27 protein-coding genes are annotated in these 26,462 nt (G+C 67.5%); 17 read left to right on the top strand and 10 right to left on the bottom strand.

The window, feature by feature from the left end; genetic code table 11:
- The 8 genes from argH (at window position 1) to argF (ending at window position 7,627) form a co-directional block, all read left to right on the top strand.
- Window positions 1-1,446, top strand: a complete 1,446-nt coding sequence (argH, locus tag MUK72_RS02375) for an argininosuccinate lyase (RefSeq protein ID WP_244703484.1) — start codon at window positions 1-3, stop codon at window positions 1,444-1,446.
- Between the two features lie 155 nt (window positions 1,447-1,601).
- Window positions 1,602-1,766, top strand: a complete 165-nt coding sequence (gene lysW / locus MUK72_RS02370; RefSeq protein WP_004053979.1) for a lysine biosynthesis protein LysW — start codon at window positions 1,602-1,604, stop codon at window positions 1,764-1,766.
- A gap of 2 nt (window positions 1,767-1,768) precedes the next feature.
- The gene (lysX, locus tag MUK72_RS02365; RefSeq protein ID WP_244703481.1) at window positions 1,769-2,641 is read left to right on the top strand and encodes a lysine biosynthesis protein LysX; all 873 of its coding nucleotides are present in this window, start codon (window positions 1,769-1,771) and stop codon (window positions 2,639-2,641) included.
- A 22-nt stretch (window positions 2,642-2,663) separates the two neighbouring features.
- A complete protein-coding gene (gene argC / locus MUK72_RS02360; RefSeq protein WP_244703467.1) occupies window positions 2,664-3,701 on the top strand; it encodes an N-acetyl-gamma-glutamyl-phosphate reductase in 1,038 nt (345 codons plus the stop codon).
- Window positions 3,701-4,534 carry an acetylglutamate/acetylaminoadipate kinase gene (locus MUK72_RS02355; RefSeq protein WP_244703455.1) on the top strand — a complete coding sequence of 278 codons (834 nt, stop codon included), beginning with the start codon at window positions 3,701-3,703 and terminating at the stop codon, window positions 4,532-4,534. The genes argC and MUK72_RS02355 overlap by 1 nt, the downstream gene beginning before the upstream one ends.
- Complete coding sequence (locus MUK72_RS02350) at window positions 4,531-5,667, top strand: aspartate aminotransferase family protein (RefSeq protein ID WP_244703453.1); 1,137 nt, start codon at window positions 4,531-4,533, stop codon at window positions 5,665-5,667. Before MUK72_RS02355 ends, MUK72_RS02350 begins: the two co-directional genes overlap by 4 nt.
- Window positions 5,664-6,725, top strand: a complete 1,062-nt coding sequence (locus MUK72_RS02345; RefSeq protein ID WP_244703451.1) for a [LysW]-lysine hydrolase — start codon at window positions 5,664-5,666, stop codon at window positions 6,723-6,725. Before MUK72_RS02350 ends, MUK72_RS02345 begins: the two co-directional genes overlap by 4 nt.
- The gene (gene argF / locus MUK72_RS02340; RefSeq protein ID WP_244703449.1) at window positions 6,722-7,627 is read left to right on the top strand and encodes an ornithine carbamoyltransferase; all 906 of its coding nucleotides are present in this window, start codon (window positions 6,722-6,724) and stop codon (window positions 7,625-7,627) included. The genes MUK72_RS02345 and argF overlap by 4 nt, the downstream gene beginning before the upstream one ends.
- Here argF and MUK72_RS02335 read toward each other — a convergent pair.
- Complete coding sequence (locus MUK72_RS02335; protein WP_244703441.1) at window positions 7,624-8,094, bottom strand: histidine kinase; 471 nt, start codon at window positions 8,092-8,094, stop codon at window positions 7,624-7,626. The genes argF and MUK72_RS02335 overlap by 4 nt on opposite strands.
- Before the next feature lie 122 nt (window positions 8,095-8,216).
- Here MUK72_RS02335 and MUK72_RS02330 point away from each other — a divergent pair, with 122 nt between their 5' ends.
- On the top strand, window positions 8,217-8,609 hold the full coding sequence (locus MUK72_RS02330; protein WP_244703439.1) for a helix-turn-helix domain-containing protein: 393 nt from the start codon (window positions 8,217-8,219) through the stop codon (window positions 8,607-8,609).
- Window positions 8,610-8,618: 9 nt separating this feature from the next.
- Here MUK72_RS02330 and MUK72_RS02325 read toward each other — a convergent pair whose 3' ends face one another.
- Window positions 8,619-9,713 carry a S1C family serine protease gene (locus MUK72_RS02325; RefSeq protein WP_244703438.1) on the bottom strand — a complete coding sequence of 365 codons (1,095 nt, stop codon included), beginning with the start codon at window positions 9,711-9,713 and terminating at the stop codon, window positions 8,619-8,621.
- An 88-nt stretch (window positions 9,714-9,801) separates the two neighbouring features.
- Here MUK72_RS02325 and thrC point away from each other — a divergent pair, with 88 nt between their 5' ends.
- From thrC to MUK72_RS02310, 3 genes are all read left to right on the top strand, one after another.
- Complete coding sequence (gene thrC, locus MUK72_RS02320) at window positions 9,802-11,055, top strand: threonine synthase (protein ID WP_244703436.1); 1,254 nt, start codon at window positions 9,802-9,804, stop codon at window positions 11,053-11,055.
- An 8-nt stretch (window positions 11,056-11,063) separates the two neighbouring features.
- The gene (locus tag MUK72_RS02315; protein ID WP_244703434.1) at window positions 11,064-11,306 is read left to right on the top strand and encodes a Fic family protein; all 243 of its coding nucleotides are present in this window, start codon (window positions 11,064-11,066) and stop codon (window positions 11,304-11,306) included.
- A 205-nt stretch (window positions 11,307-11,511) separates the two neighbouring features.
- Window positions 11,512-11,676: a hypothetical protein gene (locus MUK72_RS02310; RefSeq protein ID WP_244703433.1), complete on the top strand. Its 165-nt coding sequence runs from the start codon at window positions 11,512-11,514 to the stop codon at window positions 11,674-11,676.
- Between the two features lie 33 nt (window positions 11,677-11,709).
- On the opposite strand, the gene MUK72_RS02305 is transcribed toward MUK72_RS02310, so the two are convergent.
- From MUK72_RS02305 to serA, 3 genes are read right to left on the bottom strand one after another with little or no spacing between them, the layout of a single operon-like run.
- Window positions 11,710-11,976, bottom strand: a complete 267-nt coding sequence (locus MUK72_RS02305) for a DUF7513 family protein (RefSeq protein ID WP_244703431.1) — start codon at window positions 11,974-11,976, stop codon at window positions 11,710-11,712.
- Window positions 11,973-13,544, bottom strand: a complete 1,572-nt coding sequence (locus MUK72_RS02300) for a Na+/H+ antiporter NhaC family protein (RefSeq protein ID WP_244703429.1) — start codon at window positions 13,542-13,544, stop codon at window positions 11,973-11,975. Before MUK72_RS02300 ends, MUK72_RS02305 begins: the two co-directional genes overlap by 4 nt.
- Window positions 13,545-13,591: 47 nt before the next feature.
- The gene (serA, locus tag MUK72_RS02295) at window positions 13,592-15,178 is read right to left on the bottom strand and encodes a phosphoglycerate dehydrogenase (RefSeq protein WP_244703427.1); all 1,587 of its coding nucleotides are present in this window, start codon (window positions 15,176-15,178) and stop codon (window positions 13,592-13,594) included.
- A gap of 111 nt (window positions 15,179-15,289) precedes the next feature.
- Here serA and serB point away from each other — a divergent pair, with 111 nt between their 5' ends.
- A complete protein-coding gene (gene serB, locus MUK72_RS02290; protein WP_244703425.1) occupies window positions 15,290-15,922 on the top strand; it encodes a phosphoserine phosphatase SerB in 633 nt (210 codons plus the stop codon).
- A 1-nt stretch (window position 15,923) separates the two neighbouring features.
- On the opposite strand, the gene metX is transcribed toward serB, so the two are convergent.
- Window positions 15,924-17,135, bottom strand: coding sequence for a homoserine O-acetyltransferase MetX (gene metX / locus MUK72_RS02285; RefSeq protein ID WP_244703423.1), 1,212 nt, complete (start codon window positions 17,133-17,135; stop codon window positions 15,924-15,926).
- Complete coding sequence (locus MUK72_RS02280) at window positions 17,132-18,415, bottom strand: O-acetylhomoserine aminocarboxypropyltransferase/cysteine synthase family protein (RefSeq protein ID WP_244703421.1); 1,284 nt, start codon at window positions 18,413-18,415, stop codon at window positions 17,132-17,134. The genes metX and MUK72_RS02280 overlap by 4 nt, the downstream gene beginning before the upstream one ends.
- Before the next feature lie 135 nt (window positions 18,416-18,550).
- On the opposite strand from MUK72_RS02280, the gene MUK72_RS02275 reads away from it, so the two are divergent.
- A complete protein-coding gene (locus MUK72_RS02275; RefSeq protein ID WP_004053949.1) occupies window positions 18,551-19,015 on the top strand; it encodes a hypothetical protein in 465 nt (154 codons plus the stop codon).
- Window positions 19,016-19,023: 8 nt separating this feature from the next.
- Here MUK72_RS02275 and MUK72_RS02270 read toward each other — a convergent pair whose 3' ends face one another.
- Window positions 19,024-20,190 carry a pyridoxal-phosphate-dependent aminotransferase family protein gene (locus MUK72_RS02270; protein ID WP_244703417.1) on the bottom strand — a complete coding sequence of 389 codons (1,167 nt, stop codon included), beginning with the start codon at window positions 20,188-20,190 and terminating at the stop codon, window positions 19,024-19,026.
- A gap of 137 nt (window positions 20,191-20,327) precedes the next feature.
- Between MUK72_RS02270 and ligA the strand changes: the two genes are divergently transcribed.
- Window positions 20,328-22,445 carry an NAD-dependent DNA ligase LigA gene (ligA, locus tag MUK72_RS02265; protein ID WP_244703414.1) on the top strand — a complete coding sequence of 706 codons (2,118 nt, stop codon included), beginning with the start codon at window positions 20,328-20,330 and terminating at the stop codon, window positions 22,443-22,445.
- 12 nt (window positions 22,446-22,457) lie between these two features.
- Here ligA and MUK72_RS02260 read toward each other — a convergent pair whose 3' ends face one another.
- Both MUK72_RS02260 and MUK72_RS02255 read right to left on the bottom strand, forming a co-directional pair.
- A complete protein-coding gene (locus tag MUK72_RS02260; RefSeq protein ID WP_244703412.1) occupies window positions 22,458-23,297 on the bottom strand; it encodes an ABC transporter permease in 840 nt (279 codons plus the stop codon).
- Window positions 23,294-24,247, bottom strand: a complete 954-nt coding sequence (locus tag MUK72_RS02255; protein WP_244703410.1) for an ABC transporter ATP-binding protein — start codon at window positions 24,245-24,247, stop codon at window positions 23,294-23,296. The genes MUK72_RS02260 and MUK72_RS02255 overlap by 4 nt, the downstream gene beginning before the upstream one ends.
- Window positions 24,248-24,674: 427 nt before the next feature.
- Between MUK72_RS02255 and MUK72_RS02250 the strand changes: the two genes are divergently transcribed.
- On the top strand, window positions 24,675-25,037 hold the full coding sequence (locus MUK72_RS02250) for a hypothetical protein (protein WP_004053938.1): 363 nt from the start codon (window positions 24,675-24,677) through the stop codon (window positions 25,035-25,037).
- Between the two features lie 210 nt (window positions 25,038-25,247).
- The gene (locus MUK72_RS02245) at window positions 25,248-26,417 is read left to right on the top strand and encodes a helix-turn-helix transcriptional regulator (RefSeq protein ID WP_004053937.1); all 1,170 of its coding nucleotides are present in this window, start codon (window positions 25,248-25,250) and stop codon (window positions 26,415-26,417) included.
- The last annotated feature ends 45 nt before the right edge of the window (window positions 26,418-26,462 follow it).

The raw sequence follows: 26,462 nt of genomic DNA, 5'->3' as shown, positions 1-26,462 counted from the left end.
ATGAGCGAGGAGAGAGGCGACGTGGTGCGCCGCGAGCGCTTCAGCGGCGGCCCCGCCCGTGGCTTTCTCTCCTCGATGGACGCGGACGAACGGCTCTTCGAAGCGGACCTCGCGGTCGACCGTGCGCACGTCGTGATGCTCGCCGAGCAGGGGATCATCGACGACGAGAGCGCGAGCACGATCCTCGATGCGCTCGCCGACGTGGAGCAAACGGGCTACGACGCGCTCGACGGCGAGGACATCCACGCCGCCATCGAGACGGCAGTTATCGAGCGCACGGGGAAAGAGGGCGGGCGGATGCACACCGCACGAAGCCGCAACGACGAGGTGGCGACGTGCATCCGGTATCGCCTGCGCGAGGAGCTCCTCGATGCGATCGAGGCGACGCTCGTGCTCCGTGAGGCACTGGTCGAGGAAGCGCGCGCACATGCCGAAACGACGATGCCCGGCTACACGCACCGCCAGCCTGCCCAGCCCATCACCGTGGGCCATTTCCTCTCGTCGTATGCGCAAGCGCTCGGACGCGATACGGAGCGGTTGCGTGCGGCCTACGACCGGACGAACCGCTCGCCGCTCGGCGCGGCGGCCTTCGCCGGAACGCCCTTCGACGTCGACCGCGAGCGCACCGCCGAGCTGCTCGGATTCGATTCGGTTCTCGAGAACTCGATGGACGCGGTCTCGACGCGGGACTTCCTCGTCGAGGTGGCGAGCGCGCTGGCGGCCCTCTCGGTGACGCTCTCTGGGCTCGCGACCGATCTCGTCGAGTTCGCGGCCGATGGGTACGTCGAGATCGACGACGACTACGCTTCGACCTCGTCGATCATGCCCCAGAAGAAGAACCCCGACACGCTCGAACTCGTCCGGGCGTCCGCCGGGACCGCGAGCGCCGGCCTCAATGGGTTGCTGGCGACGCTCAAGGGGCTGCCTCGGGCGTACAATCGCGATCTCCAGGAGGCGACGCCCCACATCTGGAACGCCGTCGATGCGGTCGTCCCCGCGACGGAGGTCGCGGCGGATGCGGTCGCGACCGCGTCCTGGAACGAATCCGAACTGGCTGCGGCGGCGGGCGACGGGTTCGCGACCGCGACCGGCGTCGCCGATCTGCTCGCGATGCACGGCGTGCCGTTTCGGTCTGCCCACGAAATACTGGCGCAGGCTGCCGAGGAGGGTGCTGACTACGCGGCCGTCGAGGCGGCCGCCGAGGACGTGCTCGACGATACGCTCTCGACGTATGTCGAGCGCGAGGCTGTCGAGGCGGCGCTCGACCCGGATGCGAGCGTGGCGAGCCGTAATTCTCCTGGCGGGCCCGCACCCGGTGCGGTCGCGGCGGTGCTCGACGAGATGGAGGTCGGGATCGAGGACGATCGGGAGCAGCTTGCCGAGCGTCGCGAGGCGCTCGTCGCTGCCGAGCGCGCACTCGAAGCGGAGGTGGGTGAGTTTGCCTGAGCGACCGCCCCCGCGAGGGGGAACATTTCACTTCGTCGATACCGACGAAACGCGCGAACCGCCCGATTTCGACGTCGAGAGCCGTTCATATCTTTTGTAAACTATCGAACAGGTTCGAAGGGTTTAAGCGGATTCCCGGGTGAGGTGGGGACACAATGGCGAACTGTCCCGAATGTGGGGCCGAACTGTCCCTGCACGACGACGTGGAGACCGGTGAGATCATCGACTGTGGCACCTGCGGCGGCGAACTCGAAGTGGTCGCGACGGGTCCTGTCGAACTCGAAACCGCGCCCGAGCTCGAGGAAGACTGGGGGGAGTAAGCGTGAAGATAGGCGTCCTCTACTCGCGTATCAGGCAGGACGAGAAACTCCTGCTCGGCGAGCTCCGCGAGCGCGGCCACGAGGTCGTGAAAGTCGACGTGCGCGACCAGCGCTTCGGGCTCTCGGAGCCGCCGGCGGCGCTCGCCGATGTCGACATCGTCGTCGACCGCTGTCTGGCGACCAGCCGGAGCCGGTACGCGACGCAGTTCCTCGCGGCCTACGGCATCCCGGTGATCAACGATCCCGCGACCGCCGACATCTGTGCCGACAAGGCCAAGAACAGCCTCGCGCTCGCGGGAGCCGGGGTGCCCACCCCGCGTACGGAGGTCGCCTTCACCAAGGAGAGCGCGATGGAATGCATCGAGGAGTTCGGCTATCCCTGCGTCCTCAAACCCGTCATCGGCTCGTGGGGTCGCCTGATGGCGAAGATCGACTCCAGAAGCGCCGCCGAAGCGATTCTGGAACACAAGGCCACCCTGGGTCACTACGAGCACAAGGTGTTCTACATCCAGGAGTTCGTCGAGAAACCCGGCCGCGACATCCGCGTTTTGAGTACGGACGGCGAGCCCGTGGCGGCGATGGTCCGCTCCTCGGATCACTGGCTCACGAACGCGGCGAAGGGTGCCGAAACCGAGTGCTTCGAGCTCGACGACGAAGCGCGCGACCTCGTCGCCCGTGCGAGCGAGGCCGTCGGTGGCGGGCTGCTGGGTGTGGACCTGATGGAGACGGGCGATTCCTATACGGTCCACGAAGTGAATCACACGGTCGAGTTCAAGGCGCTCGACGGGGTCGCCGACGTCGACGTCCCCGGGAAGGTCGTCGACTGGCTCGAAACGAGGGCGAAGAGCGCCGAACCCGCCGAGGTTCCCGCATGACGGCGGCCACGAGGACGAACGAATGAGCCATACCGCCTCCGTCGTCGGCGCGAGCGGGTTCACCGGCGGCGAACTGCTGCGCCTGCTTCATGCGCATCCGGAGTTCGAGATCGCACAGGCGACCAGTCGAGAGTATGCGAACAAAACGGTTGGTAGTGTGCATCCCAACCTCCGGGAGCTCGACGTACGCTTCAGCGAGCCGACCGGCCTCGATAGCGTCGACGTGCTGTTCGCCGCCACCCCACATGGCGTGTCGATGAAGCATATCGACGCCTTCCAGGAAGCGGCCGACACGGTCGTCGATCTGAGCGCCGACTTCAGACTGGACAGCGAGGCCGAGTACGACGAGTGGTACGACGGCCACAGCCGGCCCGAACTCCTCGACGAATCGGTGTACGCGCTTCCCGAGCGCAACCGCGAGGAGCTATCGGACGCGTCGCTGATCGCGGCGGGTGGCTGCAACGCGACCGCCACCATCCTCGGGCTCGCACCGCTGTTCGACGGCGGCATCCTCGACGGAAGCGAGCAGCTGGTGGTTGACGTCAAGGTCGGCTCCTCGGAAGGCGGTGCCGGAAGCTCGAAGGCGTCCTCGCACGCCGAGCGGTCGGGCGTCGTCAGGCCGTACGCGCCGACGGGCCACCGCCACGAGGCCGAGATCCAGGCCGAGTTCGGCTGCGAGACAGCGTTTTCGGCCCACGCGGTCGACATGACCCGAGGCGCAGCGGCAACCTGTCACGTCTTCCCCAATGGGCCCGTGACGACCGGCGACCTCTGGGGCGCCTTTCGCGAAACCTACGACGACGAGCCGTTCGTCAGGCTCGTGGCCGGCGGCACAGGGGTATATCGCTACCCCGAGCCGAAGGCAGTGGCGGGCACCAACTACGCGGAGGTCGGGTTCGAGCTGGATCCGAGCAACGAGCGCATCGTCGTCTTTTCGGCGATCGACAACATGATGAAGGGATCGGCAGGCCAGGCCGTCCATGCGGCGAACATTTCCTGCGGGTTCGAGGAGACAGCTGGACTCGGTTTTCAGGGGTTGCATCCCGTGGGAGCGCCCTGATGACAGTCGTCGTGAAAGTCGGCGGCGCGCGGGCGGTGAACCCGGCCGGGGCCGTCGCGGACGTGGCGGCGCTCGTCGACGAGGGCGAAGACTGTGTCGTCGTCCACGGCGGCTCGACGGCGGTCGACGAGACGCTCGACGAGCTCGGCGAGGAGCCGGAGTACGTCGAGACGCCACGCGGCGTCGTCGGGCGGTTCACCGACGAGCGCACGATGGAGGTCTTCGAGATGGTGCTGCCCGGAAAGCTGAACACCGATCTCACCGCGCAGTTGCGGGCGGACGGTGTGGACGCGCTCGGACTGTCCGGCGTCGACGGCGGACTGCTGACCGGGCCGCGGAAGTCCGCGGTGAAGGTCGTCGAGGACGGAAAGACGAAGATCCGCCGCGGCGAGCACTCGGGGAAGATCGAGTCGGTCAACGACGACCTGCTCGAATCGCTGCTCGCGGACGGCTACACGCCGGTCGTGACGGTGCCGATGGTGGCTGACGACCATACACCTGTGAACGCCGACGCCGACCGCGCGGCCGCGGCGGTCGCCGGCGCGCTCGACGCGACTCTGGTCGTGCTGACCGACGTCCCGGGCGTGCTCGACGACCCGGACGACCCGGCGACGCTCATTGAGCGGGCGGCAACACCTCAAGAACTCGAACGGATCGAGTCGGTCGCCGAGGGGTTCATGGGCAAGAAGGTGATGGCGGCCAAGGAGGCGCTCGACGGCGGTGCGGCGTCGGTCGTCGTCGCCGACGCCAATTCTGAAAAGCCCATCCGGTCGGCGCTCGACGGCGGCGGGACGCAGCTCCTGCCCGGCGTTCTCGGGGAGGTCGAGGCATGAGCGGCTTCGTCCACGCCGAGAAGCCGATCCGCCTCGAACGCGGTGAGGGCGTCCACCTCTACGGCGAGAACGACGACGAATATCTCGACTGCGGGGCGAGCTATGCCTGTGCGCCGCTCGGCCACACCCATTCGACAGTGACCGAGGCGATCCGCGAGCAGCTGGAACGGTTGACCTTCGTGCAGGCCTCCTATCCCGTCGCAGCGCGCGAGCGGGCGAACGCGGCGCTCGAAGCCGCCGCGCCCGCGGGGCTGGAAAACGTCTGGCTCTGCAATTCGGGGACCGAGGCGAACGAGGCGGCGCTGAAATTCGCCCGGAGCGCCACCGGCGACTCGAAGATCGTCGCCACGATGCAGGGCTTCCACGGCCGGACGATGGGCGCGCTCGCGACCACGTGGAAGAACGAGTATCGCGACCCCTACGAGCCGCTGATCGGCGACGTGGAGTTCGTCCCCTACGGTGACGAAGCGGCGCTCTCCGATGCGGTCGACGACGAGACGGCCGCGCTGATCCTCGAACCCGTCCAGGGTGAGGGCGGCATCAACCGCCCGCCCGAGGGCTATCTCGCGGCAGCGCGCGAACAGACCGATCGGGCGGGCGCAGCCCTGATCCTCGACGAGGTGCAGACCGGGATGGGAAGAACAGGTGAGTTGTGGGCCTGCGAGCACGAGGACGTGACGCCCGACGTGCTCACGACGGCGAAGGGGCTGGCGAACGGCCTGCCCGCCGGCGCGGCGCTCTGTGCCGACTGGATCGCCGAGAGCCACGGCTCACACAACTCGACGTTCAGTGGGGGGCCGGTCGTGAGCGCCGCCATCGACGCCACCCTCTCGACGCTGGTCGAGGAGGAGATACCCACTCATGCCGGGAACGTGGGCAACTATCTCGAAACCGAACTCCGGGCGGCGGTCGGCGACGACGTCCGCGAGATCCGGGGTATGGGGCTGATGGTCGGCATCGAGGTCAAGCGCGGGGCCAACCGGGTTCTCCGCGATCTCGCGCTCGATCACTCGATCCTGGCGCTGCCGGCCGGTCGATCGGTCGTCAGGCTGCTCCCGCCGCTGGTGATGGACGAGACGGACGCCGATCGGGTCGTGGACGCGCTCGCAACTGTGCTCGGAGGGGAGTCGTGAGCGAGAGCGTCGCAACCGTTTCGGCGAGTCGGGCGCGCGACCTGCTCGTCTCGCTCGTCGAGACCCCGTCGCCGACCGGCGAGGAGCGTGCCTGTGCGGAGCGCCTCGTCGATTTCTTCGAAGCACACGGACGGGAAGCGACGATCGACGCGGTCGGTAACGTTCGTGCGCCCGCGGACGACGCCGTGCTGCTGACCTCCCACATCGACACCGTGCCCGGCGAGATTCCGGTCCGTGTCGAAGCGGATGGCGGCGAAGAGGTTCTCTGGGGGCGCGGCAGCGTCGACGCGACCGGCCCGCTCGCAGCGATGGCGGTCGCGGCCGTGCGCACGGGAGTGAGCTTCGCGGGCGTCGTCGGCGAGGAGACCGATTCCGACGGCGCGCGCCATCTCGTTTCGACGCGCGAACCACCCGGAGCGGTGGTCAACGGCGAACCCTCGGGCTGGGACGGCGTCACCTTCGGCTACCGGGGCTTGCTCGCAGGCACCTACGTCGCCACGAGCGAGTCGGGCCACACCTCACGCCCCGAGAACAACGCCATCGAGGACGCGATGGAGTGGTGGGCGCGAGTGAAGGCGACCGTCGACGAGGGCGAGGAGTGGACGCCGGTCTTCGAGCGCGTCACGCCGAAGGCCACCGCGATCGCGGGCGGTGTGAGCGACGACGGGCTCTCCGTCGAGGCGACGATGGACGTCCAGCTGCGCGTGCCGCCGAGCCTCACCGTCGACGAGGTGCGCGAGATGGCCGACGGCGAGCTCGATACGGGGACCGTGCGCTGGCACGACAGCGTCGATCCCGTGATGGCGAGCCCCAGGACGCCGCTCGCGAGCGCGTTCCGCGCGGCGATCCGGGAGGCGGACGGCGAACCGCGCAGCCTCCGCAAGACGGGCACCAGCGATATGAACATCTATCGCACCTGGGACTGCCCGATGGTCACCTACGGGCCGGGCGATTCGGACTTCGATCACGCGCCCGACGAGCGCCTCCCGCTCGCCGAGTTCGACACGAGCGTCGAAGTGCTCTGTACCGTCGCCGACCGGATCACGGGGGATACATGACACGCCATTTCACCGATATCGACGACCTCTCGGCGGGCGAGCTGACGACGGTACTCGACACGGCGAGCGAGCTCAAATCGCAGGTGGACCGTGGCGAGCGCGAGCCGCTGCTCGAACGCCAGACGCTTGGCATGGTCTTCGAGAAGCCGAGCGCGCGGACGCGCATCTCCTTCGAGACCGGGATGACCCAACTCGGCGGCCACGCCATCTTCCTCGGCCCGGAGGACATCGGGCTCGGCGAGCGCGAACCCCTGAAGGACACCGCGCGCACGCTCTCGGGCTTCGTCGACTGCGCGATGGTGCGGCTGTTCGAGCACGACGATCTCGAAGAGCTCGCCGCCCACGCCACGGTGCCGATCGTCAACGGCCTGACCGACGATGCCCACCCCTGCCAGACGCTCGCTGACCTGCTCACGATCCGTGAGACGATCGGCTTCGATTCACGGATCGCGTGGGTCGGCGACGGCAACAACGTCGCCCAGTCGTTCGTTCTGGGCTGTGCGCTCGCCGGCATCGATCTCATGGTGGCGACGCCCGAGGGGTACGGGATCGACGACGATGTACTGGAGCAAGCAGCGGAAATCGGCGCACGACCGACGACGACCGACGATCCCGAGCGGGCGGTCGCCGATGCCGATGCGATCTACACCGACGTCTGGGTGAGCATGGGCGAGACGAGTGGGGAGAAAAAGCGCACCGCCTTTCAAGAGGGCGGCTTCCAGCTGAACGAGCAGCTGCTCGCGGGAACCGACGCGCGCGTGCTACACTGCCTGCCGGCCCACCGCGGCGAGGAGATCACCGACACGGTGATCGAGAGCGAGCGCTCGCTCGTCTGGCGACAGGCCGAAAACCGCCTGCACGCCCAGAAGGGACTGCTGACTTTCTTGCTCGACGCGCGCTAGTTCCCGAGCAGCGGGACGATCGCGCCGAGAAGCACGCCGTAGACGGCGTGGGCCGGGAGACTCCCGGGGAGCGCGAAATTCGGGAGCGGCGGCGCGCCGGCGAAACCGAGGGTCTGCAGCCAGATCGGCATCACGAGCGCCGCGAGCACCGCCCAGAGGACGACCCCGTACACGAGGCCGGCGATCGTCGATCGGCCGATACCGTTCCCGATACCCGTTGTGGCCGCGATCGCGGCGAACACCACGCCGAGGATCGCGCTGTGGGCCATGTGGACGATCCAGCCGGCGAGCCCGCCCTGAAGACCATAGAGCGCCGGAATCGCCATCTCGATGACCGGCGGCATCAGCATGGTTATCAGCACGCCCATCGCAGCGCCGCCCGCCAGGCCGCCGACGACGCCCGCCTGCCAGTCCGCCAGTCGTGTGCCGGTCGCCGCCGTCGTGTCGGTGCGAGTTTCTTGGCTCATACGAACGACGGTAGTTTGCGCGCCGACATAGCCATGACCCGTGTTGGCGAACGGCGCGCATTGGCGCGAAGCGCGCACGACCGCGGGCGGATGTTTATCTTCCAGCTCACCGAACGGGCCTCATGGTCGACTCCGACCCGGACCCGCAGCGGTTTCGCGATCTGATGGTCGACTCAGAGCCGGGTTTCGCGGAGGTGATGATCTGTGTCTTCGACATCCAGCGCCACGAGACACGGACCTACCGGACGCTGTGCGATCGCCCGGAGAGCACGGTCGCGGAGCTCGCCGAGGAGCTGGATCGTGATCGCTCGAACGTCAACAGATCCCTGTCGACGCTGCGCGAGAAAGGCCTCGCCGACCGCGGTCGCCGACTGCTCGACGGCGGCGGCCACGTCTATCAGTACACTGCGACGCCGTTACCCGAGGCGAAGGAGCTGATGCACGACACGCTCGACGAGTGGACCGCCTACGTCCACTCGCGTATCGACGAGTTCGGCGACGAAGCGCTCGAATGAGCGGGCGAGCTAGCCCGATTCGGGCGTGCGCTCGAACGCACCGGGCTGTTCCGGCCGGCTGCCGAGCGTGAGCGAGAGCGTTCGGCGCTCGCCGTTGCGCAACACCGTGACGTCGATCGTATCGCCCGGCGATGCCTGAAGCGCGAGATACGAGGAGAGCTGCTGGCGGCCGGCGATTTTCTCGCCGCCGAGACCGACGATGACGTCGCCCTGCCTGAGCGTGCCGTCCGACGGGCCGTCCTGACTGACCTGCGTGACGGCCACGCCACGCGGGCGATCGAGTCCCACACGATCGGCGAGATTAGGTGTGACGGTCTGCAGCCCGACGCCCATGTAGGCGTGCTCGTACTCGCCGTTCCCGATGAGTGACGGCACGACGCGCTCGACGAGCGCCGCCGAGATGGCAAAGGCGAGGTTCTCACCACCGCCGGAGCTGATGACGCCGATGACCCGGCCGTCGAGATCGACGAGCGGGCCGCCCGAGTTGCCCGGGTTGACCGGTGCGCCGGTCTGGATCGCGTCGGGGATCCGGTAGCCGTTCGGCGCGGGGATCGAGCGATCGACGCCGCTCACGAGCCCCGACGTGACCGAACCCTCGAACCCGTAGGGGTTGCCGATGGCGACCGCCTCCGTGCCGATGGCAGGCTCCGACCTGACCAGCGAGAGCGGTTCGGCGTACTGGGGTTTGTTCCGTACCTCGACGACGGCGAGATCGCTCGACGGGTCCGTGCCGACGACCGACGCCGAGCGCCACTGCCCCTTGGAGAACCGAACCTGGACGTCGCTCGCATCGCTGACGACGTGGGCGTTCGTGACGACGTGGTCGCCGCGGAAGACGAACCCGGAGCCCTGTCCACCCCGGCCCGATCGACTGGTGACGCTGATGAGGACGACCGAGCCGATGGTGTCGCGGTAGACTTGCGTGTACGGACTCGGAGAGGAGCGGCTGGCGTTCGTCGCGTTTCCCGACGGCGTCCCGGTGGTCGTCGACGATCTGTTCGTCGTGTTCTCGTCGCCGAGAACGCCGGAACAGCCGGCGAGCGAGGCGGCGAGCGTCGCCCCGAGCGCGCCGAGATATCGCCGACGCGTCGTCCGCTGGCTCATGCGTCGCGTTGTGGCCACGCGTGGGTAAGCACCACGCTTGTGGTGTGCGAACCAGCCGACTTTTGCCCACAGCCCCCGAGGCGCGCACATGTCCGACCTCAGCCTCGCCGCGGCCGCGCCCGACTGCGCCGACGACGGTGTCTGGCTCGCCTGCATCGAGTGTGGCGAACAGCTCGCCCCGTTCGACGAACCGACCTACCGCTGTCCCGACTGCGGCGGGCTGCTCGAAGCGCGCTACGAGCAGTATCCGACGTTCGAGGAGTTTTCGGGTCGCGGCGTCTGGCGCTACGACGCGGCGTTGCCCTTCGATCACGGTGTCTCGCTGCCCGAGGGTGACACGCCGCTGCACGAGGTCCCCCGGCTCGAAGCGGACGTCGGAGTACGGAGCCTGCGCGTCAAACACGAGGGGATGAATCCGACGGGCAGCTTCAAGGATCGGGGGATGACCGTCGGGGTGCGGGTCGCCGAGGAGCTCGGCGTCTCGCGGCTGGCCTGTGCCTCGACGGGCAACACGAGCGCGGCGCTCGCGGCCTACGGCGGACGCGCCGGCCTGGAGACGCTCGTCCTGCTCCCCGCGGGCAAGGTCGCCGCCGGCAAGGTGGCCCAGGCCGCCCTCCACGGCGCGCGGATATTGGAAGTCGACGGCAACTTCGACGCCTGTCTCGACATCGTGAGCGAACTCGCCGATCGCGGCGAGGCCTACCTGCTCAACTCGCTCAACCCCTTCCGACTGGAGGGGCAGAAGACGATCGGCTTCGAGATCCTCGAAACGTTTCGCGACGAGTACGGGCGGTTCCCGGACCGGATCGTCCTCCCGGTCGGCAACGCCGGCAACACGGCGGCACTCTACAAGGCGTTCCGCGAGCTCGTCCGGGCGGGCGCGCTCGCCGAGGACGAGGTGCCGATGCTGACCGGCGTCCAGGCCGCGGGAGCCGCGCCGATGGTCGAAGCCATCGAGGAGGGCTACGAGGACACCGAACGCTGGGAGGACGTCGAGACGCGCGCGACGGCCATCCGGATCGGCAACCCGGTCAACGCGCCGAAAGCCCTCCCCGGTATCCGCGCGACCGGCGGCACCGCGGTCGCGGTCGCCGACGACGAGATCACCGACGCCCAGCGCGCGCTCGCCGAAGAGGGCGTCGGCGTCGAACCCGCGAGCGCGGCCAGCGTCGCCGGCCTGCGAAAACTCCGCGAGGAGGGCGTCGTTGACGACAGCGAGGACGTGGTCTGTCTGACGACCGGCCACCTGCTGAAGGACCCCGACGCGGCCGCCGCCGCGGGGGCCGAGCCGGAACCGGTGGCCAACGACACCGAGGCGATCCTGGACCACCTGAGCGACTAGGTGGCCCGATGGCCGACCTCGTCTATCCGACGGTCGAAGACGTTCTCGCCATCCACGAGGCGGTCGTCGTGAGCAATCGCGAAACCGAAGCCGGCGTGCGCTCGCCCGAAACCGTCGAATCAGCGCTGATCTACGTTTCGGAGGGCTATTTCGGCGAAGCGCCCGACACGATCCACGAAACGGCGGCACACCTCATGCGACTGCTCGCCGCCGAACACCCATTCGTGACGGGAACAAGCGCACAGCGTTGAACGCCACTGCGCTCTTCTACGATCTGAACGACCACGAATTCCGATACGACAACGATGTTCGGGAAATACTACGCCGGTTCGCTACGGACGAATCGGCGACGGATATCGCTACCGTCGTCACGTACTGCCGTACGAATGCCGTTTCGACAGGAGGCGAAGCATAGAAGATGACGGCAGCCCTACGTGGACGCCGAGGAACCCGATAGTGGCGTACAGCACTGATACGGACTACCACGAGGAACGTATCGAACTCCGTAAGCGAGTGCGTACTGCCGAATCAGAAGCCGAGCGACGCGAAGCAGTGCTGCGACTCGCGGAGATCGATCGCGAGATTCACGCCGATATCTACGAAAAACTCGCGCGCGAGTGAGCACGCACGCCCGAATCGCTCCCAACTGACTGCTCAGTTCTCTTCGTCGTCGAAACCGTCGAGTAGCGACGCCTGTCCCGTGTGGTCGTTGTCGTCGAACGATTCGACGCGGACGGGCACCTGCGTGTCGAGCAGGTTCGGCGGGGCGTCCGGGATCTGGAGCACGCTGTCGCCGAGGCGGACGAGCGCGGTTCCGTTCTCGTAGCCGGTGACGAACGCCCGGAACTCCGTGCCGGGATCGAAACTCGGCTTGTTCGTCCGGAATTCGAGCCCTTCGGTGAACGCGGCGAGACGGCTCATACTCGCGCCACCTCACCCGTCTCGCGGTCGGACGTGTATTCGAGCCCGAAGCCGGTCAGAGCGGCGACGATGAAGACGAAAAACAGCAGCCAGCCGTGGAAGACGAACGGCCAGACCTCTGCCGGGTTGACCAGCATCGACTGGGTGAACCAACTGTACTGCTCTGGCAGTCCCAGCATGGCGGTGTAGCCCGCGAGCAGGCCGCCGCCCCACGGGAAGATGTAGCCGAGCGCCGAGGTGTTCGCGTCGAGGATGTTCGCGCGGCGGTAGCCGTTGATGTTGAACCGCTCGCCGATGCGGGCGATGTACGGCGCGATGGCGATCTCGGCGGCCGTGTTGATCGTGATCATCGCGTTGATCGCGGCGGTGCCGAGCACCATCGTCATCTCGGCCCGGCGGAGGCTCGTCGCGACCGATCCGAGCAGGAAGTCCTGCATCGCCTCGAAACCGCCGCCGCGGACGAGGATCTGCGCGCCGGCGACGATCAGGAGCGTGAGGACGATCAACGGGAAGAAGCCGACCGCACCGCTGTAGATGCTGCCGGCGACGCCCGTCTCCGAGCTCTGGACGAGTTCGATGAACGGCAGACCCGAAAGCGACTGCGCGATGCCGGAGCTCTGCGGTGCCTGGAAGACGAGCATGTCGCTCACGCTCGCCAGGCCGGTGACAACGTTCAGCACCGCCGAGGTGATCAGTCCCCACGAGATCGCTTCGACGATGTGGCGACCGCGGATCGCGGTCCCGATGACGACCGCAACCGAGAGGAGATGGACGAGACCGAGCGGGTTGCTGTTCTCGGTGAGCAGGCCACCGGCCTGCTGGGCGACGTCGACACCGTCCATCAGGCTCCCGGCGACGATGTAGGCCGGCAGCGCGATGATCGCCGCGACGGCGGCATATTTGAAGCGTGAGGAGACGACGCCGCCGATGTCCGAATCCTGTGTGACGGCGCTGACGATCGTCGTGTCGCTCACTGGCGCGAGGTTGTCGCCGAAGACGGCCCCCGAGAGGATCGCCGCGAACGTGAGCACCGGGTTCGCCCCGAGCAGCACGCCCGCCGGGAAGAACAGCGTCGTGAACGCGACGACCGTCCCGTAGCCGGTACCGATACCGGTCGCGAGCAGGCCCGCGAGGATGTAGGCCGCCGCCGGGAACAGCGTCGCACCGATGTCAAGGGCGGTCGCCGCCCAGATGAGGCCGTCGACGAACCCGCCGGCCTGGAGGGTGTCGGCGAACATGCCGGCCCAGAGCCAGGCGACGATGGCTGTCGCCGCGACGGGTTGGGTCATCCCCTCGAAGATCGTGTTCGCGTACTGCTTCCAGTCGCCCTTGGCGAAGAACATCCCGATGATGAGGGCGACGAGCATCCCCGCGACCAGCCCCTGTGTGTCGCCGATCTGGAGGACGCCACTCTGGAAGACCGCCCAGACGACGAAGATCGCGAGCGGGAGCGCGCTCAGCCAGCGCCCGCCGTAGAACTCGATGCTGCGCTCGTCGTCGCTGCTGTCGGCCAATCCCTCGTCGTACTCGTCGGTCGGATCGCCGGGGCTACCCCGGTCAGTGCTCATACTTCAAGCACTACACAGAACGACCATTATATAGTTGTGGTCGAGAACTACTCCGTGCCGTTGAGCGCGATATAGGTCGTGTCGATGACGCGCTCGTCGGCTTCGAGGCGGTCGCGCAGCTCGTCGGTGACGGGTTCGTCGAGGTTGTAGACCGACAGCGCCTCGCCGCCGATCGTCTCGCGGGCGTTGAACATGCCCGCGATGTTGACGTCCGCGTCACCCAGCACCGTGCCGATGAAACCGATCAGACCGGGCGTGTCCTCGTTGCGCGCGACGAGCATGTGGCCCGACGGGATCGCGTCCACGCGAAAGCCGTCGATACGGACGATGCGCGGGTCCTCGCCGGCGAACAGCGTGCCGCAGACGCCGATCTCCGTGCCGCCGTTCTGGACCGTGACGGTCACGAGCGACTGGAAATCGGCGGCGGTGTGGGTCTTCGATTCGGTCACGTCGATGCCGCGCTCCTCGGCGATGCGCGGCGCGTTGACGGCGTTGACCTGCCATTCGAGCGGCTCGAACACACCCTGGAGTGCGCTCGCGGTCACGAGATCGATCTCCTCGCCGGCGATGTCGCCGGCGTAGGTGATTTCGACACCCTCGACGCGCCCGTCGAGCAGTTGGGTGGCGATTTTCCCCGCCGTGGAGGCGATGTCGAGATACGGCTCGACGCGGGGGAACGCGCTCGCGTCCATCGAGGGCGCGTTGAGCGCGTTCATCACCGGCTCGCCGCGGATCGCCGAGAGCACCTGATCGGCGATGTCGGTGGCGACGTTTTTCTGGGCAGCGTGGGTGCTCGCACCGAGATGGGGCGTCACGATCACGTCGTCGACGCGAAGGAGCGGGCTGTCCTCGTCGAGCGGTTCGTCGGCGAAGACGTCGATCGCCGCGCCCGCGAGCGTCCCGTCGTCGACGGCGGCCGCGAGCGCGCGTTCGTCGACGACGCCGCCGCGCGCGCAGTTGACGAGATAGCCGTCGCCGAGTCTGTTCAACTCCTCCTCGCCGATGAGATCCTCCGTCTCGGGCGTCAGCGGCGTATGCATCGTCAGGACGTCCGCGCGCGCGAGGCAGTCGTCGAGTTCGACGAGTTCCGCCCCGAGGTTCGCGGCGCGCTCCTCGGAGATGTAGGGGTCGTAGGCGACGAGTTCCATGCCGAGGCTGTCGAGTTTCTTCGCGACCTCCTGGCCGACGCGGCCGAAGCCGACGATGCCGAGCGTCGCGCCGTCGAGTTCCGTCCCCAGATAGTCGCCTTTGGCCCACTCGCCGGCCTTGAGGCGGGCGTGGGCCTGCGGGATCGAGCGCGCGGCGGCGAACGTCATCGCGACGGTGTGCTCGGCGGCCGCGCGGACGTTGCCCTCGGGGGCGTTGGCGACGATGACGCCCCGCTCGGTGGCGGCGTCGATGTCGATGTTGTCGACGCCGATTCCCGCCCGGCCGACGATCGCGAGATCGGGGGCGGCGTCGAGCAGTTCGGCCGTGACCTCGGTGCCCGAGCGGACGACGAGCGCGCTCGCGTCGGCGATCGCTTCGAGGAGAGTGTCACCTTCGGCGTCGTAGGCCGTTTCGACGGTGTGGCCGGCCTCGCGCAGGCGCGTGAGGCCCGGCTCGGCGATGGGGTCCGTGACGAGTACCTTCATGTCGAACCCTCCGACGCGGGAGGGTTAACCCTTTCCTCACTGGCACGTCTCGCCGGCCGATCGGGCGGCACGGATGCGAACGTTTTGAACCCGGCGGGCCGATGGGCGGGTATGAAACTGGTCGCGTTCGACTTCGACGGCACCCTCTCGGATTCGGAAATGAGCGTGCTGCTCGGCGAACAGTACGGCGTCGCCGAGGAGATGGCGACGATCACCGAGCGGGCGATGAACGACGAGATCGAGTACGCCGAGAGCCTCCGCGAGCGCGTCGGACTCCTGGAGGGGCTGCCGGTCGAGGGCGTCGAGGCGGGCGTCGAGAACGTCGTGCTGCGCTCCGGGGCGGCCGAGTTGATCCAAGAACTGAACGACGCGGGTGTCGTGACCGCGATCGTCACTGGCGGGTTCGGCCGCGGCGTCGAGAGCGTGCTCGCGCGGTCGGAGACCCCCGTCGACGCGATCGTCGCCAACCAGCTCGAATTCGAGGAACGACGTCTTACGGGTGAGGTCTCCGGCCCGCTCGTCGAGGGGACCAAGGACGACGCGCTCCGGGCGGTGGCGAACAACGCCGGCATCGACATCGAGGAGACGATCGCCGTCGGCGACGGCGCGAACGATCTGCCGATGCTCCGCACTGCGGGGTTCGCTATTGGCTACGAGCCGAAACCGGCGGTCGAACCGCACTGCGACGCTGTGGTCGAATCGATGGAAGAGTTACAGGAACTGCTCGCCGAGCGCCTCGACTGACTCAATCGCCGAACAGGCTGGCGTGGACGGGCGCGAACGACTCGCCCGCGTCGGTAGTGGTGTCGGTCACGGCGCGGCCGGCGGTGCCGTGAGCGAGGAAGTCGGCGATCGGTGGACCGACGTTCTCCGGTTCGACCAGGAAGGCGTCGTGGCCGTGATCGGAGTCGACGACGTGGTGGGCGACGTCGACGCCCGCGGTGCGACACGCCTCGGCGAGCGACTCGGATTGTTCGGTCGTGAAGTGCCAGTCGCCGGTGAAGCTCATCACGAGCACCTCGCCGTCGAAGGCTCGGAGTGCGTCCGCATCGGTGGTGTGGCCGGCGGCGAGGTCGTAATCGTCCATTGCGCGCGTGAGGTAGAGATAGCTGTTCGCGTCGAAACGATCGACGAACGTCCCGGCGTTGTAGTCGAGATACGACTCGACGTCGCGATAGGGGAAAAAGCCCGCCGCGGGGTCGACGGGGAAGTCGTCGCGGGCGGCGTCGCGGCCGGCGGCCCGACGGCCGAACTTCCGTGCCATCGAGTCCTTCGAGAGATACATCAGGTGGCCGAGCTGGCGCGCGAGCGCGAGGCCGTCGTCGGGTTCAGTAGCTCCATAGTAGTCGCCGCCCGCCCAGTTCGCGTCGGTCGTGATCGCGCGCCGAGCGATGCCGTCGAGCGCGACGCACTGGGCGTCGAGGCGGGCGGCCGCAGCCACGGGGACGGCGCGCTCGACCCGGTCAGGGTAGCGCTTGATCCATTCGAGCACGTTCATCCCGCCGACGCTCCCCCCGACGACCGCCGCGAGCGTCGTGATCCCGAGATCGTCGAGCAGGCGGCGCTGGGCACGCGTCCAGTCGGCGATCGTGACCGGCGGGAACTCGGTGCCGTAGGGGTCGCCGGTCTCGGGGTTCGTCGAAGCGGGCCCCGACGAACCGTAGCAGGAACCGGGAATGTTCACACAGACGACGAACTGCTCGGTGGTGTCGATGGCTTTGCCGGGGCCGACGATGTCGTCCCACCACGCGCGGGCCTGGCCATCCGTTTCGGTCGCCCAGTCGCCGCCCCTCCCACCACTAGCGACATGATGGCTGCCGGTGAGCGCGTGACAGACGAGGACCGCGTTGTCGCCGGTGAACTCGCCGTGGGTCTCGTAGGCGAGTTCGAGTTCCGGGATCGACTCGCCACACTCGAAGGTGAATTCGCCGAGGGAGCGAACGTCGCGCGTCGTCATTCGATCGCCGCCTCCAGATCGGCGACGATGTCCGCCGCGTCCTCGATTCCGACCGAGAGCCGCACGAGATCGGGTGTGACGCCCGAGGCGCGCTGGTCGGCCTCCGAGAGCTGGGCATGGGTCGTGCTCGCCGGGTGGATCACGAGGGTCTTCGCGTCGCCGACGTTCGCCAAGAAACTGGCGAGTTCGACGTCCTCACAGAGGCGTTTGCCGGCCTCGTACCCCCCTGACAGGCCGAACGCGATCATGCCGCCGAACCCGCCGTCGAGATACTCGCGGGCGTTCGCGTGTGTTTCGTGTTCTTCGAGTCCCGGATAGGCGACCCACGCGACCGAGTCGTGGTCGTCGAGATACTCGGCGATCTGAAGGGCGTTCTCGGCGTGGCGCTCCATTCTGAGGTGGAGGGTTTCGAGCCCCTGGAGGGTGAGCCAGGCGTCGAACGGCGACTGACTCCCGCCGAGGCTGCGGAGGCCGCGCTGGCGGGCGGCGGCGGTGAACGCGCGCTCGCCGAACTGCTCGGCGAAGTTCAGGCCGTGGAAGGCGGGGTTCGCACCCCCGATTTCGGGGTATTTCTCCGGATGGTCGGCCCAGGGGAACGAGCCGCCGTCGACGAGCGCGCCGCCGATCGTCGTGCCCGCGCCGTGGAGCCACTTCGTGGTCGATTCCCAGACGAGGTCCGCGCCGTGATCGAGCGGGCGACAGAGCGCGGGCGTGGCGAACGTGTTGTCCACCAGCAAGGGCACACCGTGATCGTGGGCCACGTCGGCGATCTCCTCGACGTCCGGCGTGACGAGCGATGGGTTGCCGATCGTCTCGCAGTGGACGTACGCCGTGTTCTCGTCGATCGCGTCGGCGTAGGCCGCGGGATCGAGCGTGTCGACGAATCGTGCTTCGATCCCACGGCGGGCGGCGGTATTACTGAGGTAGGTGTGCGTGCCGCCGTAGATGGAGGCAGCGCTCACCACGTTGTCGCCGGTCCCGGCGAGGACGAGCGTCGCGGCGTCGAGGGCAGCCATTCCCGATGCAGTGCAGAGCGCATCGGTGCCGTTTTCGAGGTCCGCCAGGCGGTTTTCGAGGGTGCGGACCGTGGGGTTCGAGATCCGTGAATAGACATCGCCCTCGGCGTCGAGCGCGTAGAGATCGGCGGCGCGATCGGCGTCCTCGAAGGCGTAGGAGGTCGTTTGGTAGAGCGGCGGTGCACGGGCACCGGTCGCCGCGTCCGCCGTCTGGCCGGCGTGGACGCAACGCGTACCGAACCCGCGCCCCTCTGCGTCGGTCATGTATGTGGTGCATATATCGCGTCCCATCTATAACCACGAGTTACGGCAAATGTCGCCGTCGGCGATAACGGTCGATCGAGCACCGCTGCATCTGCTGGGAACAGTCATATCCGTCGGCCGCGATAGGCTCCGGTAATGGACGACGATACCCCCGAAGAGGCGATCGAGCGCGGCATGGAAGCGTACTACGCGGGCGATGCCATCACGGAGCTGATCGAGGGCATCGACATCGACGCGCTCGCCGATGGCGCGGCGCTCGACGACGCCGTCGAGTACGAACGGCTCGGAAAGGTCCTCGGCGCACTCGTCGGACGGCTGGCCGCAAAGGGCGCGAGCAGCAGCGGACTGCTCGGCCGCGTCGTGAAGGAGTCGGCCGGCAGCGAGGTCGGCGGTCGCGTCGGCGAGGCGGCCGCGGTGGCGCTCGTCGAGAACGTCGACATCGACGCGCTCGCCGAACAGGTCAGGACGATCGGCGACAGCGAACGGCTCGGTGAGGGCCTCGGCGACGCAGTCCGGGGAACGGAGATGGCGTTCGGACCGACGGACGAGACGGACGCCGACTGGACCGAGATCGACGTCGAGGACGCGGACGAAGAATAGAGACAGAATCAGAGTTCGGTGCGCGCGGCATCGCGGCCCGCCGCGGGATCGGCGTCGTAGCCGACGTCGGCGAGCGCTTCGCCGATCGTCTCGACGCCGCGGAGCACCTGCTCGTCGGCGAGCTGACCCATGTTGCTCACCCGGAAGATCTCCCCGTCGAGATGGGCCTGGCCGCCGCTGATCGAGACGTTGCGCTCGGCGACGGCGTCGAAGAACTCCTCAGGATTCTCGCGAACGGATTCGGGCAGTTCGATCGCCGTGACGGTGTTCGAGCGCTCGCTGGCGTCGTCGAGCGTCGGAAAGTCGTCGAGCCCCATCGCGGCGAAGCCGGCGCGGAAGGCGGCGGCCTGCCGGCGGTGGCGGCCGATGCGGCTGTTCATCCCTTCAGTTTCGATTTGCTCGACGGCGACCGCGAGCGCCCGGAACAGCGGGACCGCGCTCGTGAACGGCGTCTGGTGATCGGCGGCTTTGCGGAGATGCCACTCCAGGTCGGCGTAGAAGGGCGCGCGCTCGCCGTCCAGGTGTTCGACCGCACGGTCGGCCACGTACAGCGCGCTGATCCCCGGTGGCGCGGCGAGCGCTTTCTGGGAGTCCGTGATGGCGATGTCGACGTTCCAGTCGTCGATCCGGAAGACGTCGCCGCCGATCGAGGTGACGCCGTCGACGACGAACCGGGCGTCGTGCTCGGTCGCTATCTCGCCGACCTCGGCGACGGGGTTCAGGATGCCGGTGCTGGTCTCGTTGTGGACCATCGTCACCAGATCGGTGTCGTCGGTGACGTGCTCGGCGACCGTGTCGAGGTCGAACGCCTCGCCCCACGTGACCTCGACCGGCGTCACACGGGAGTAACGCTCGGCGATGCGCTTGAACCGCCGCCCGAACTTCCCGTTGACGAGCGCGACGACCTCGCTTTCGGCGTCGGCGAGGTTGGCGACGGCGGCCTCCATCCCCATCGTCGCCGTCCCGTTGAGAACCAGACCGGTGCCGCCGGCGCTGGTCGCCTCTTCCTGTGGGGTCGAGTGTTCGAAGACGTATTCCAGGCCGTCCTGGGCGCGCTCGTAGACCGCCTCGAACTCTGCCGAGCGGTGCGAGACCATCGGTGCGTCCATCGCCTCGCGGACCGCGTCGGTGATCGGCACCGGCCCGGGGTTCAGCAGGAGAAAGTCGTCGCTCATGGCCGTGTATCCGCCTCGGCTCACATAAGCCCCGGCGTTATCGCCGTACTTGCCTCGATAGCGAAGGAGAACGGGAAGAGAAGGAAAAGAGGCGACGAGGCGAACCACCTAAGCGGAACCCCGGAATAACTGGGGCAATGACCGCCTCGGACGCCGCGGACGCGGACAACCCCTATCTCCGCGATCCGCCGACGGAGTTCGACGACCTCGCAACGCTCGACGAGGAGCAGGCGCGCGAGCAGGCCGAGCAGCTGCGCGAGGCGATCCGCCGACACGACCATCGGTACTACATCGAGGCCGACCCGGGGATTCCGGATCGGACCTACGACGCGCTCTTCTCCCGGCTCGAATCGCTCGAAAACTCCTTCGACATCGCGAGCGAAACGAGCCCGACCCGGCGCATCGGCGGGGAGCCGCTCGACGAACTCGCGACCGTGGACCACGTCGCGCCGATGCTCTCGATCGACTCCAGCGGCGATCCCGAGGAGGTCCGGGAGTTCGACGAGCGCGTGCGTCGCGAACTCGGGGAAACTGGCGGCCAGCAATCGCTCGCGGAGTTCGAGAGTGGGAATGACGGGATCGAGTACGTTTGCGAGCCGAAGTTCGACGGGCTCTCGATCGAGGTCGTCTACGAGGACGGGGTTTACGAGCGCGCCGCGACCCGCGGAGACGGTCGCGAGGGTGACGACGTGACACAGAACGTCCGGACCATCGGGTCGGTTCCACAGCGTCTCCGAGGAGAGTATCCCGACTACCTGGCCGTGCGCGGCGAGGTCTACATGCCGCGCGACGCCTTCGCCGAACACAACCGCGAGCGCGTCGAACGCGGCGACGACCCGTTCGCGAACCCCAGAAACGCGGCCGCAGGCACACTCCGCCAGCTCGACCCCGCCGTCACCGCCGAGCGCCCGCTTGCCTGCTTCTTCTTCGGCGTGCTCGAAACCAGCCACAATTTCGACGAACACAGCGAACAGCACGAAAAGCTGCGTGAGTGGGGCCTATCAGTCAATGATCGTGTTGAGGTTGCTTCAAATATCGAGGGCGCTATCGACTACCGCGATCGCCTCGGCGAGGCGCGCGAGGAGCTGAACTACGAGATCGACGGGACGGTGTTCAAGGTGAACGATCTCGTGGCCTGCGAGCGGCTCGGAACGACCGCGCGCGCCCCGCGCTGGGCCTACGCCTACAAGTTCCCCGCACGGAGCGAGATCACGCGAATCACCGATATTACCGTACAGATCGGTCGAACGGGACGAGCGACGCCGGTCGCATTGCTCGATCCCGTCGAGGTCGGCGGCGTCGAGGTCTCGCGGGCGACGCTGCACAACCCCGGCGAGATCGAGGAGCTCGGCGTGAATATCGGCGATCGGGTGCGTCTCCAGCGCGCGGGCGACGTGATCCCCTACGTCGTCGAGGTCGTCGAGGACGGCGGCGAGGGTACCTTCGAATTCCCCGATCGCTGTCCGATCTGTGACAGCGCGATCGAGCGCGACGGCCCGCTCGCGTTCTGTACGGGCGGGGTCGCCTGCCCCGCACAGCTCCAGCGCGCGCTGGAACACTACGCCAGCCGCGAAGGACTTGACATCGAGGGACTAGGTGAGGAGCGCATCGATCAGCTGCTCGATGCTGAACTGGTCGAATCGATCCCCGATCTCTACGATCTCCGAGAGGCGGATCTCGCCCGTCTGGACGGGTGGGGTGAGAAGAGCGCGTCAAATCTTCGAGAGGAGCTCGATGCGGCGACGGAACCCCCGCTCCCGGAGTTCCTCACCGCGCTCGGCGTCCCCGAGGTGGGATCGACGACCGCCGAGAGCCTCGCCCGTGAGTTCGGAACGCTGGATACGTTGATGGACGCGAGCGAGGACGAGCTCCGCGAGGTGCCGGACATCGGCCCGCGCGTCGCGAGCGAGATCCGGGAGTTCTTCGACAGCGAACGGAACCAAGAGACGGTCGCCGGCCTGCGCGAGCGCGGCGTCGAGCCCGAATCGGTCGAGCACGAGCGTGGCGACGCCCTCGCCGGCGAGACGTTCGTGTTCACGGGCGGGCTATCGGAGCTGACTCGTGAGGAGGCCGAAAGCCTCGTCGAACAGCACGGGGCGAGTAGCACAGGAAGCGTCTCGGGCAACACCGACTACCTGGTGGTCGGCGAGAACCCTGGACGGACGAAGCGCGACGACGCCGAGCGAGAAGAGGTGCCCGAACTCACTGAAGAGGAGTTCGTGGCGCTGCTCGACGAACACGGGATCGAATTCTGACGGGAGCGGATTTTAGAGGTCAGTTCCTTCGAAGCGAAGATAGCCAAGTGCAAGCGGGACGACGATCCAAGCCGCGAGGATGACGAACCCGAACCAGTCCTGGAGGTAGAACGCGTCGGGGGTTTGACCTGTGACGGCGAGCGTCGTCGGGTTCTTGGGGAGCAGCGATCGTGCGGCGCTGCTGTAGGCGCTGCCGGGCGGGAGCGACTGGAGGAAAAAGTACCAGTCGCCGGGCGGCTGCTGGGGGAGACTGAGCCCGTTCACGAGGTAGACGACCGCGAGGAGCACCTGTTGCCAGAGGAACTCCAGAACGACGAGCAATGAGATGCCGCCGATGAGCGCGCGAAACGTCGAGGTCGTCGCCGACGAGATCGCGACGCCGATCGCGATGTAGGCCAGCCCGAGCAGGACGGTCACGAACGCGAACACGAGATAGTTCACCGGCGTGAAGCGACTCGACTGCCAGAAGATCACCGCCGCGCCGACGGCGAACCCGACGATGATCGGCACGACGAGCACGCTCGTGCGGCCGAGCGTCTTCCCGAGCACGACGTCGAGCCGGGAGTGGGGCAGCGAGAGCAGCAGCTTGATGCGCCCGCTCTCGCGCTCGCCGGCGACGGCCTTGTAGCCGAGCGCCAGCCCGATGATCGGCACGAGCAGGCCCGCGGGCGTCAGCAGCGAGAAGATGAGCACCAGCGCCGTCGGATCGCCGCCGCCCGGAGCGGGCTGGATGCGCGCGAAGAAATACGACGCACCCGCGACGAACAGCACGAACAAACCTGTCAGCCCGAGCAGCACTCGTGAACGGATCGCATCCTGAAAGTCCTTGCGTGCGACCGCGAGCGTGCTCACGCGCGGACCTCCCGCTCGCCGGTGGTGTAGCTCGCGAAGACCTCCTCCAGCGAGGCCCCCGTCGTATCGAAATCGGCCACCGGCGCGCCGTTGTCTTCGAGCGTCGACAACACCGTGGTCTTCGCGCCGTCCACACAGTCGACGGTCAGTCGCTGTCCGTCCGCACGGACCGTCGAGACGCCGGCGAGCGTGCGGACCGCCGCCACCGCGTCGTCGGGTAGGCGCTCGACGTCGACCGCGAGCGTCGTCTCGCCGCCGGCGGCATCGCGCAGCCCCTCGACGGTGTCCTCGGCGACGAGTTCGCCGTCTCGAAGGATGCCGACCCGATCACAGACCGGTTCGACCTGACCAAGGACGTGACTGGAGAAGAACACCGTCGCGCCGCGATCGCGTTCGGCGCGGACGATATCGCGCATCTCGCGCGCGCCGTTCGGGTCGAGACCCGTCGACGGTTCGTCGAGGATCAGCAGGTCCGGCTGGCCGACGAGCGCCATGCCGAGGACGAGGCGCTGGGCCATCCCCTTCGAGTAGCCGCCGGCCTTTCGGTCGAGCGCGTCGGCGATCCCCACTCGCTCGGCGATTTCCGATGGGCTGTCGGCGGCGTTTTTCGACCCGATGGCGAAATCGAGATGCTGACGGCCGGTCAGGCGGTCGTACGGCGAGAACCCCTCCGGGAGCACGCCGACGCGCTCGCGCACCTGCTGGCTCTCGGTGCGGGCGTCGAGATCGAGCACGCGCGCGCTCCCCGCCGTCGGCCGAACGAAGTCGAGCAGCACGTTGATCGTCGTCGATTTCCCCGCCCCGTTCGGCCCGAGAAAGCCGTAGATGTCGCCCTCCCGGACCGTCAGGTCGAGATCAGAAAGCGCTTCGACGGGATCGCTCGACCGTCCCGGGAGCCCGAGCCCGCCGTCGTAGCGCTTGGTCACTCCATCGAGTTCGATGGCTGCCATGTGGGGGTGTTTTCGACACCACGGTATGGGCTTTCCCTTTCGTCGCGCTCAACGACGGATCCGAACCGAATACGCCCGCCGGCTCCCGATTCACCGCCGCAAGAAACGACGATCGGGCGAGAAAAACGACGTGAAACCAACCGTTTCGGGCGTGAAACGGTTGGACATCCGAATGGAAATGGTCGTTTCGTGCAGTACGTGGCGCTCGAAAAGGGACCGTTGGCCGCGGACGACGATGATCGGCTCGCGAACCGGCCGTCACAGGACGGGGGTGGCGGACAGTCGTCAGCCAGGCGTCAGACACGTGTTGTTCGAACATGAAGAAATGCGCGTGAATCGGCTTCTCAGCGGCTGTAACGGTCCGCAACAGTCGGAACAGGACGGGCTATTTATGTGGTCGAGGCTGCTGGTGTCGAGTGCAGAACGCATGACAAGCAAACCATTCGACGCGCTCGGGGAGCGGCTCCCCTCACGGCGCGTTCTGGCGGTCGGTCTCGTTGCCGCGCTGCTCGTCTTCGCCGGCTGTATGGGCGGCGGTGGCGGTAACAACAGTAGCGAAGGAACGACTGCGATGGACGGCGGTGCTGCCGAGGAAACTTCCATGATGGAAGACGGCGGCATGGCCGAAGAGACGACGATGATGGAGGACGGTGAGGAGACCATGATGGAGGACGGCGAGGAGACGACCATGATGGGCGACGAAGAGACCATGATGGAAGGTACCGACATGGGTACGGAGATGGAAGGTACCGAGATGATGGGCAACACGACGACCGAAGCCGCAGCCTAAATTCGGTCCCCAGCCCTCTCAAAACCGATATGCGGTCGGTGCTGCCGACCGTTCGTTTTTATCAACCACACTCGTCGATAGCGATATCGCCGTGCTGATGGCGCTGTGTCGATCCGACAGCCGATCGGAGAGACCGATTACGGCGGGATATGTGCAGCTGCCGACTGACCGACAGTATAATACCGAGCGCACGCAGAAGATAGGCGAAGGATGAGCGACGGCGCGCGTATCTTGGCAGGAGTGCTCTGTCTGGTGGTACTCGCCAGCGCCGCCGTCCCGGCCGTCGCGCAGTCGAACGACGGCATCGGCACGATCGAGGTGTCGGGCAGCGGCGTCATCACCAACGATCCTGCAAACGGCTCCACGTATCTCTGGAGCGACGAGTCGCTCAACGTCAGCGTCGGCTTCGCCGACCAACCGGACGCCCGCAACTACCGCGTCTGTCTCGGTGCCGATCGGAAGGGGACGACGCGAACGCTCGACTGTGGGCTCGAAGCGCTGCCGAACGGCACCAACGGCACCGCCGAGTTCACGAACGTCACGTGGCCGCAAAACGCCACCGGCGAGCAGAGACTCGCCGTCGAGCTCCAGAAGCTCTCGAACGCGAGCAACGCGACGGTGCTCGACCGCACGACCGTCTCCGTGACGGTGCTCCGTCGACAGGGTGACTTCGACGGCGACGGGTTGACCAACGCCCGCGAGGTCGAGGCGGGCTACAACGTCTCGAACCCGGACATGGATGCCGACGGACTGACCGACGGCGCGGAGGTCAACCAGTACGGCTCCGACCCGCAGGATCCCGACAGCGACGGTGACGGCATCCGCGACGGGATCGAAGTCCAGCGCGGCACCGATCCGACCGCGAGCGACACCGACGGCGACGGGCTCGACGACGATCTCGAAGCGATGCTCGGGACGAACCCGACCAACGACCTGACACCGATCTGGCTCGTCGTCGGCGCGATACTCGTCATCGCCGTCGTCGTGGCCGTCGGCGCGTTCGTCCGCCGCCGATGGCGCGAACGCGACGGCAGCCTGCTGCATCTGGGGTCGGACACCGACGAACCGGCAGCCGATTCGGAGGACGGCACGGATTCGCCCAGCGATGCGGAGCCCACAACCGAGATCGCCGATCCGATGCCGATGACCGACGAGGACCGCGTGCTGGCGCTGCTGCGCGACCATGGCGGGCGGATGAAACAGTCACAGATCGTCGAGCGAACCGAGTGGTCGAAGGCAAAGGTGAGCCGACTACTCTCGTCGATGAACGAGGACGGCAGCGTCGAGAAGCTCTCGATCGGGCGCGAGAACATCATCAGTCTCGACGGGCAGGGGCCAGAGGCCGCGCGCTCGCCACACGAGGAGAACCCGTCCGACTGATCGGCGATCTGACGTATCGTGATTACCGTCACGGAGCCGTGAACG

This window comes from Halococcus dombrowskii (genome assembly GCF_022870485.1).
GTDB classification, from domain to species: Archaea; Halobacteriota; Halobacteria; order Halobacteriales; family Halococcaceae; genus Halococcus; species Halococcus morrhuae.
Note: the sequence above shows the minus strand (reverse complement) of the source record. Positions and strands in the feature narration are given on the sequence as shown.

Coding starts and splice junctions, on each gene's coding strand:
- argH (WP_244703484.1), top strand. CDS start 1: ATGAGCGAGGAGAGAGGCGACGTGGTGCGCCGCGAGCGCTTCAGCGGC.
- lysW (WP_004053979.1), top strand. CDS start 1,602: ATGGCGAACTGTCCCGAATGTGGGGCCGAACTGTCCCTGCACGACGAC.
- argC (WP_244703467.1), top strand. CDS start 2,664: ATGAGCCATACCGCCTCCGTCGTCGGCGCGAGCGGGTTCACCGGCGGC.
- MUK72_RS02355 (WP_244703455.1), top strand. CDS start 3,701: ATGACAGTCGTCGTGAAAGTCGGCGGCGCGCGGGCGGTGAACCCGGCC.
- MUK72_RS02350 (WP_244703453.1), top strand. CDS start 4,531: ATGAGCGGCTTCGTCCACGCCGAGAAGCCGATCCGCCTCGAACGCGGT.
- argF (WP_244703449.1), top strand. CDS start 6,722: ATGACACGCCATTTCACCGATATCGACGACCTCTCGGCGGGCGAGCTG.
- MUK72_RS02335 (WP_244703441.1), bottom strand. CDS start 8,094: ATGAGCCAAGAAACTCGCACCGACACGACGGCGGCGACCGGCACACGA.
- MUK72_RS02330 (WP_244703439.1), top strand. CDS start 8,217: ATGGTCGACTCCGACCCGGACCCGCAGCGGTTTCGCGATCTGATGGTC.
- MUK72_RS02325 (WP_244703438.1), bottom strand. CDS start 9,713: ATGAGCCAGCGGACGACGCGTCGGCGATATCTCGGCGCGCTCGGGGCG.
- thrC (WP_244703436.1), top strand. CDS start 9,802: ATGTCCGACCTCAGCCTCGCCGCGGCCGCGCCCGACTGCGCCGACGAC.
- MUK72_RS02315 (WP_244703434.1), top strand. CDS start 11,064: ATGGCCGACCTCGTCTATCCGACGGTCGAAGACGTTCTCGCCATCCAC.
- MUK72_RS02305 (WP_244703431.1), bottom strand. CDS start 11,976: ATGAGCCGTCTCGCCGCGTTCACCGAAGGGCTCGAATTCCGGACGAAC.
- MUK72_RS02300 (WP_244703429.1), bottom strand. CDS start 13,544: ATGAGCACTGACCGGGGTAGCCCCGGCGATCCGACCGACGAGTACGAC.
- serA (WP_244703427.1), bottom strand. CDS start 15,178: ATGAAGGTACTCGTCACGGACCCCATCGCCGAGCCGGGCCTCACGCGC.
- serB (WP_244703425.1), top strand. CDS start 15,290: ATGAAACTGGTCGCGTTCGACTTCGACGGCACCCTCTCGGATTCGGAA.
- metX (WP_244703423.1), bottom strand. CDS start 17,135: ATGACGACGCGCGACGTTCGCTCCCTCGGCGAATTCACCTTCGAGTGT.
- MUK72_RS02280 (WP_244703421.1), bottom strand. CDS start 18,415: ATGACCGACGCAGAGGGGCGCGGGTTCGGTACGCGTTGCGTCCACGCC.
- MUK72_RS02275 (WP_004053949.1), top strand. CDS start 18,551: ATGGACGACGATACCCCCGAAGAGGCGATCGAGCGCGGCATGGAAGCG.
- MUK72_RS02270 (WP_244703417.1), bottom strand. CDS start 20,190: ATGAGCGACGACTTTCTCCTGCTGAACCCCGGGCCGGTGCCGATCACC.
- ligA (WP_244703414.1), top strand. CDS start 20,328: ATGACCGCCTCGGACGCCGCGGACGCGGACAACCCCTATCTCCGCGAT.
- MUK72_RS02255 (WP_244703410.1), bottom strand. CDS start 24,247: ATGGCAGCCATCGAACTCGATGGAGTGACCAAGCGCTACGACGGCGGG.
- MUK72_RS02250 (WP_004053938.1), top strand. CDS start 24,675: ATGACAAGCAAACCATTCGACGCGCTCGGGGAGCGGCTCCCCTCACGG.
- MUK72_RS02245 (WP_004053937.1), top strand. CDS start 25,248: ATGAGCGACGGCGCGCGTATCTTGGCAGGAGTGCTCTGTCTGGTGGTA.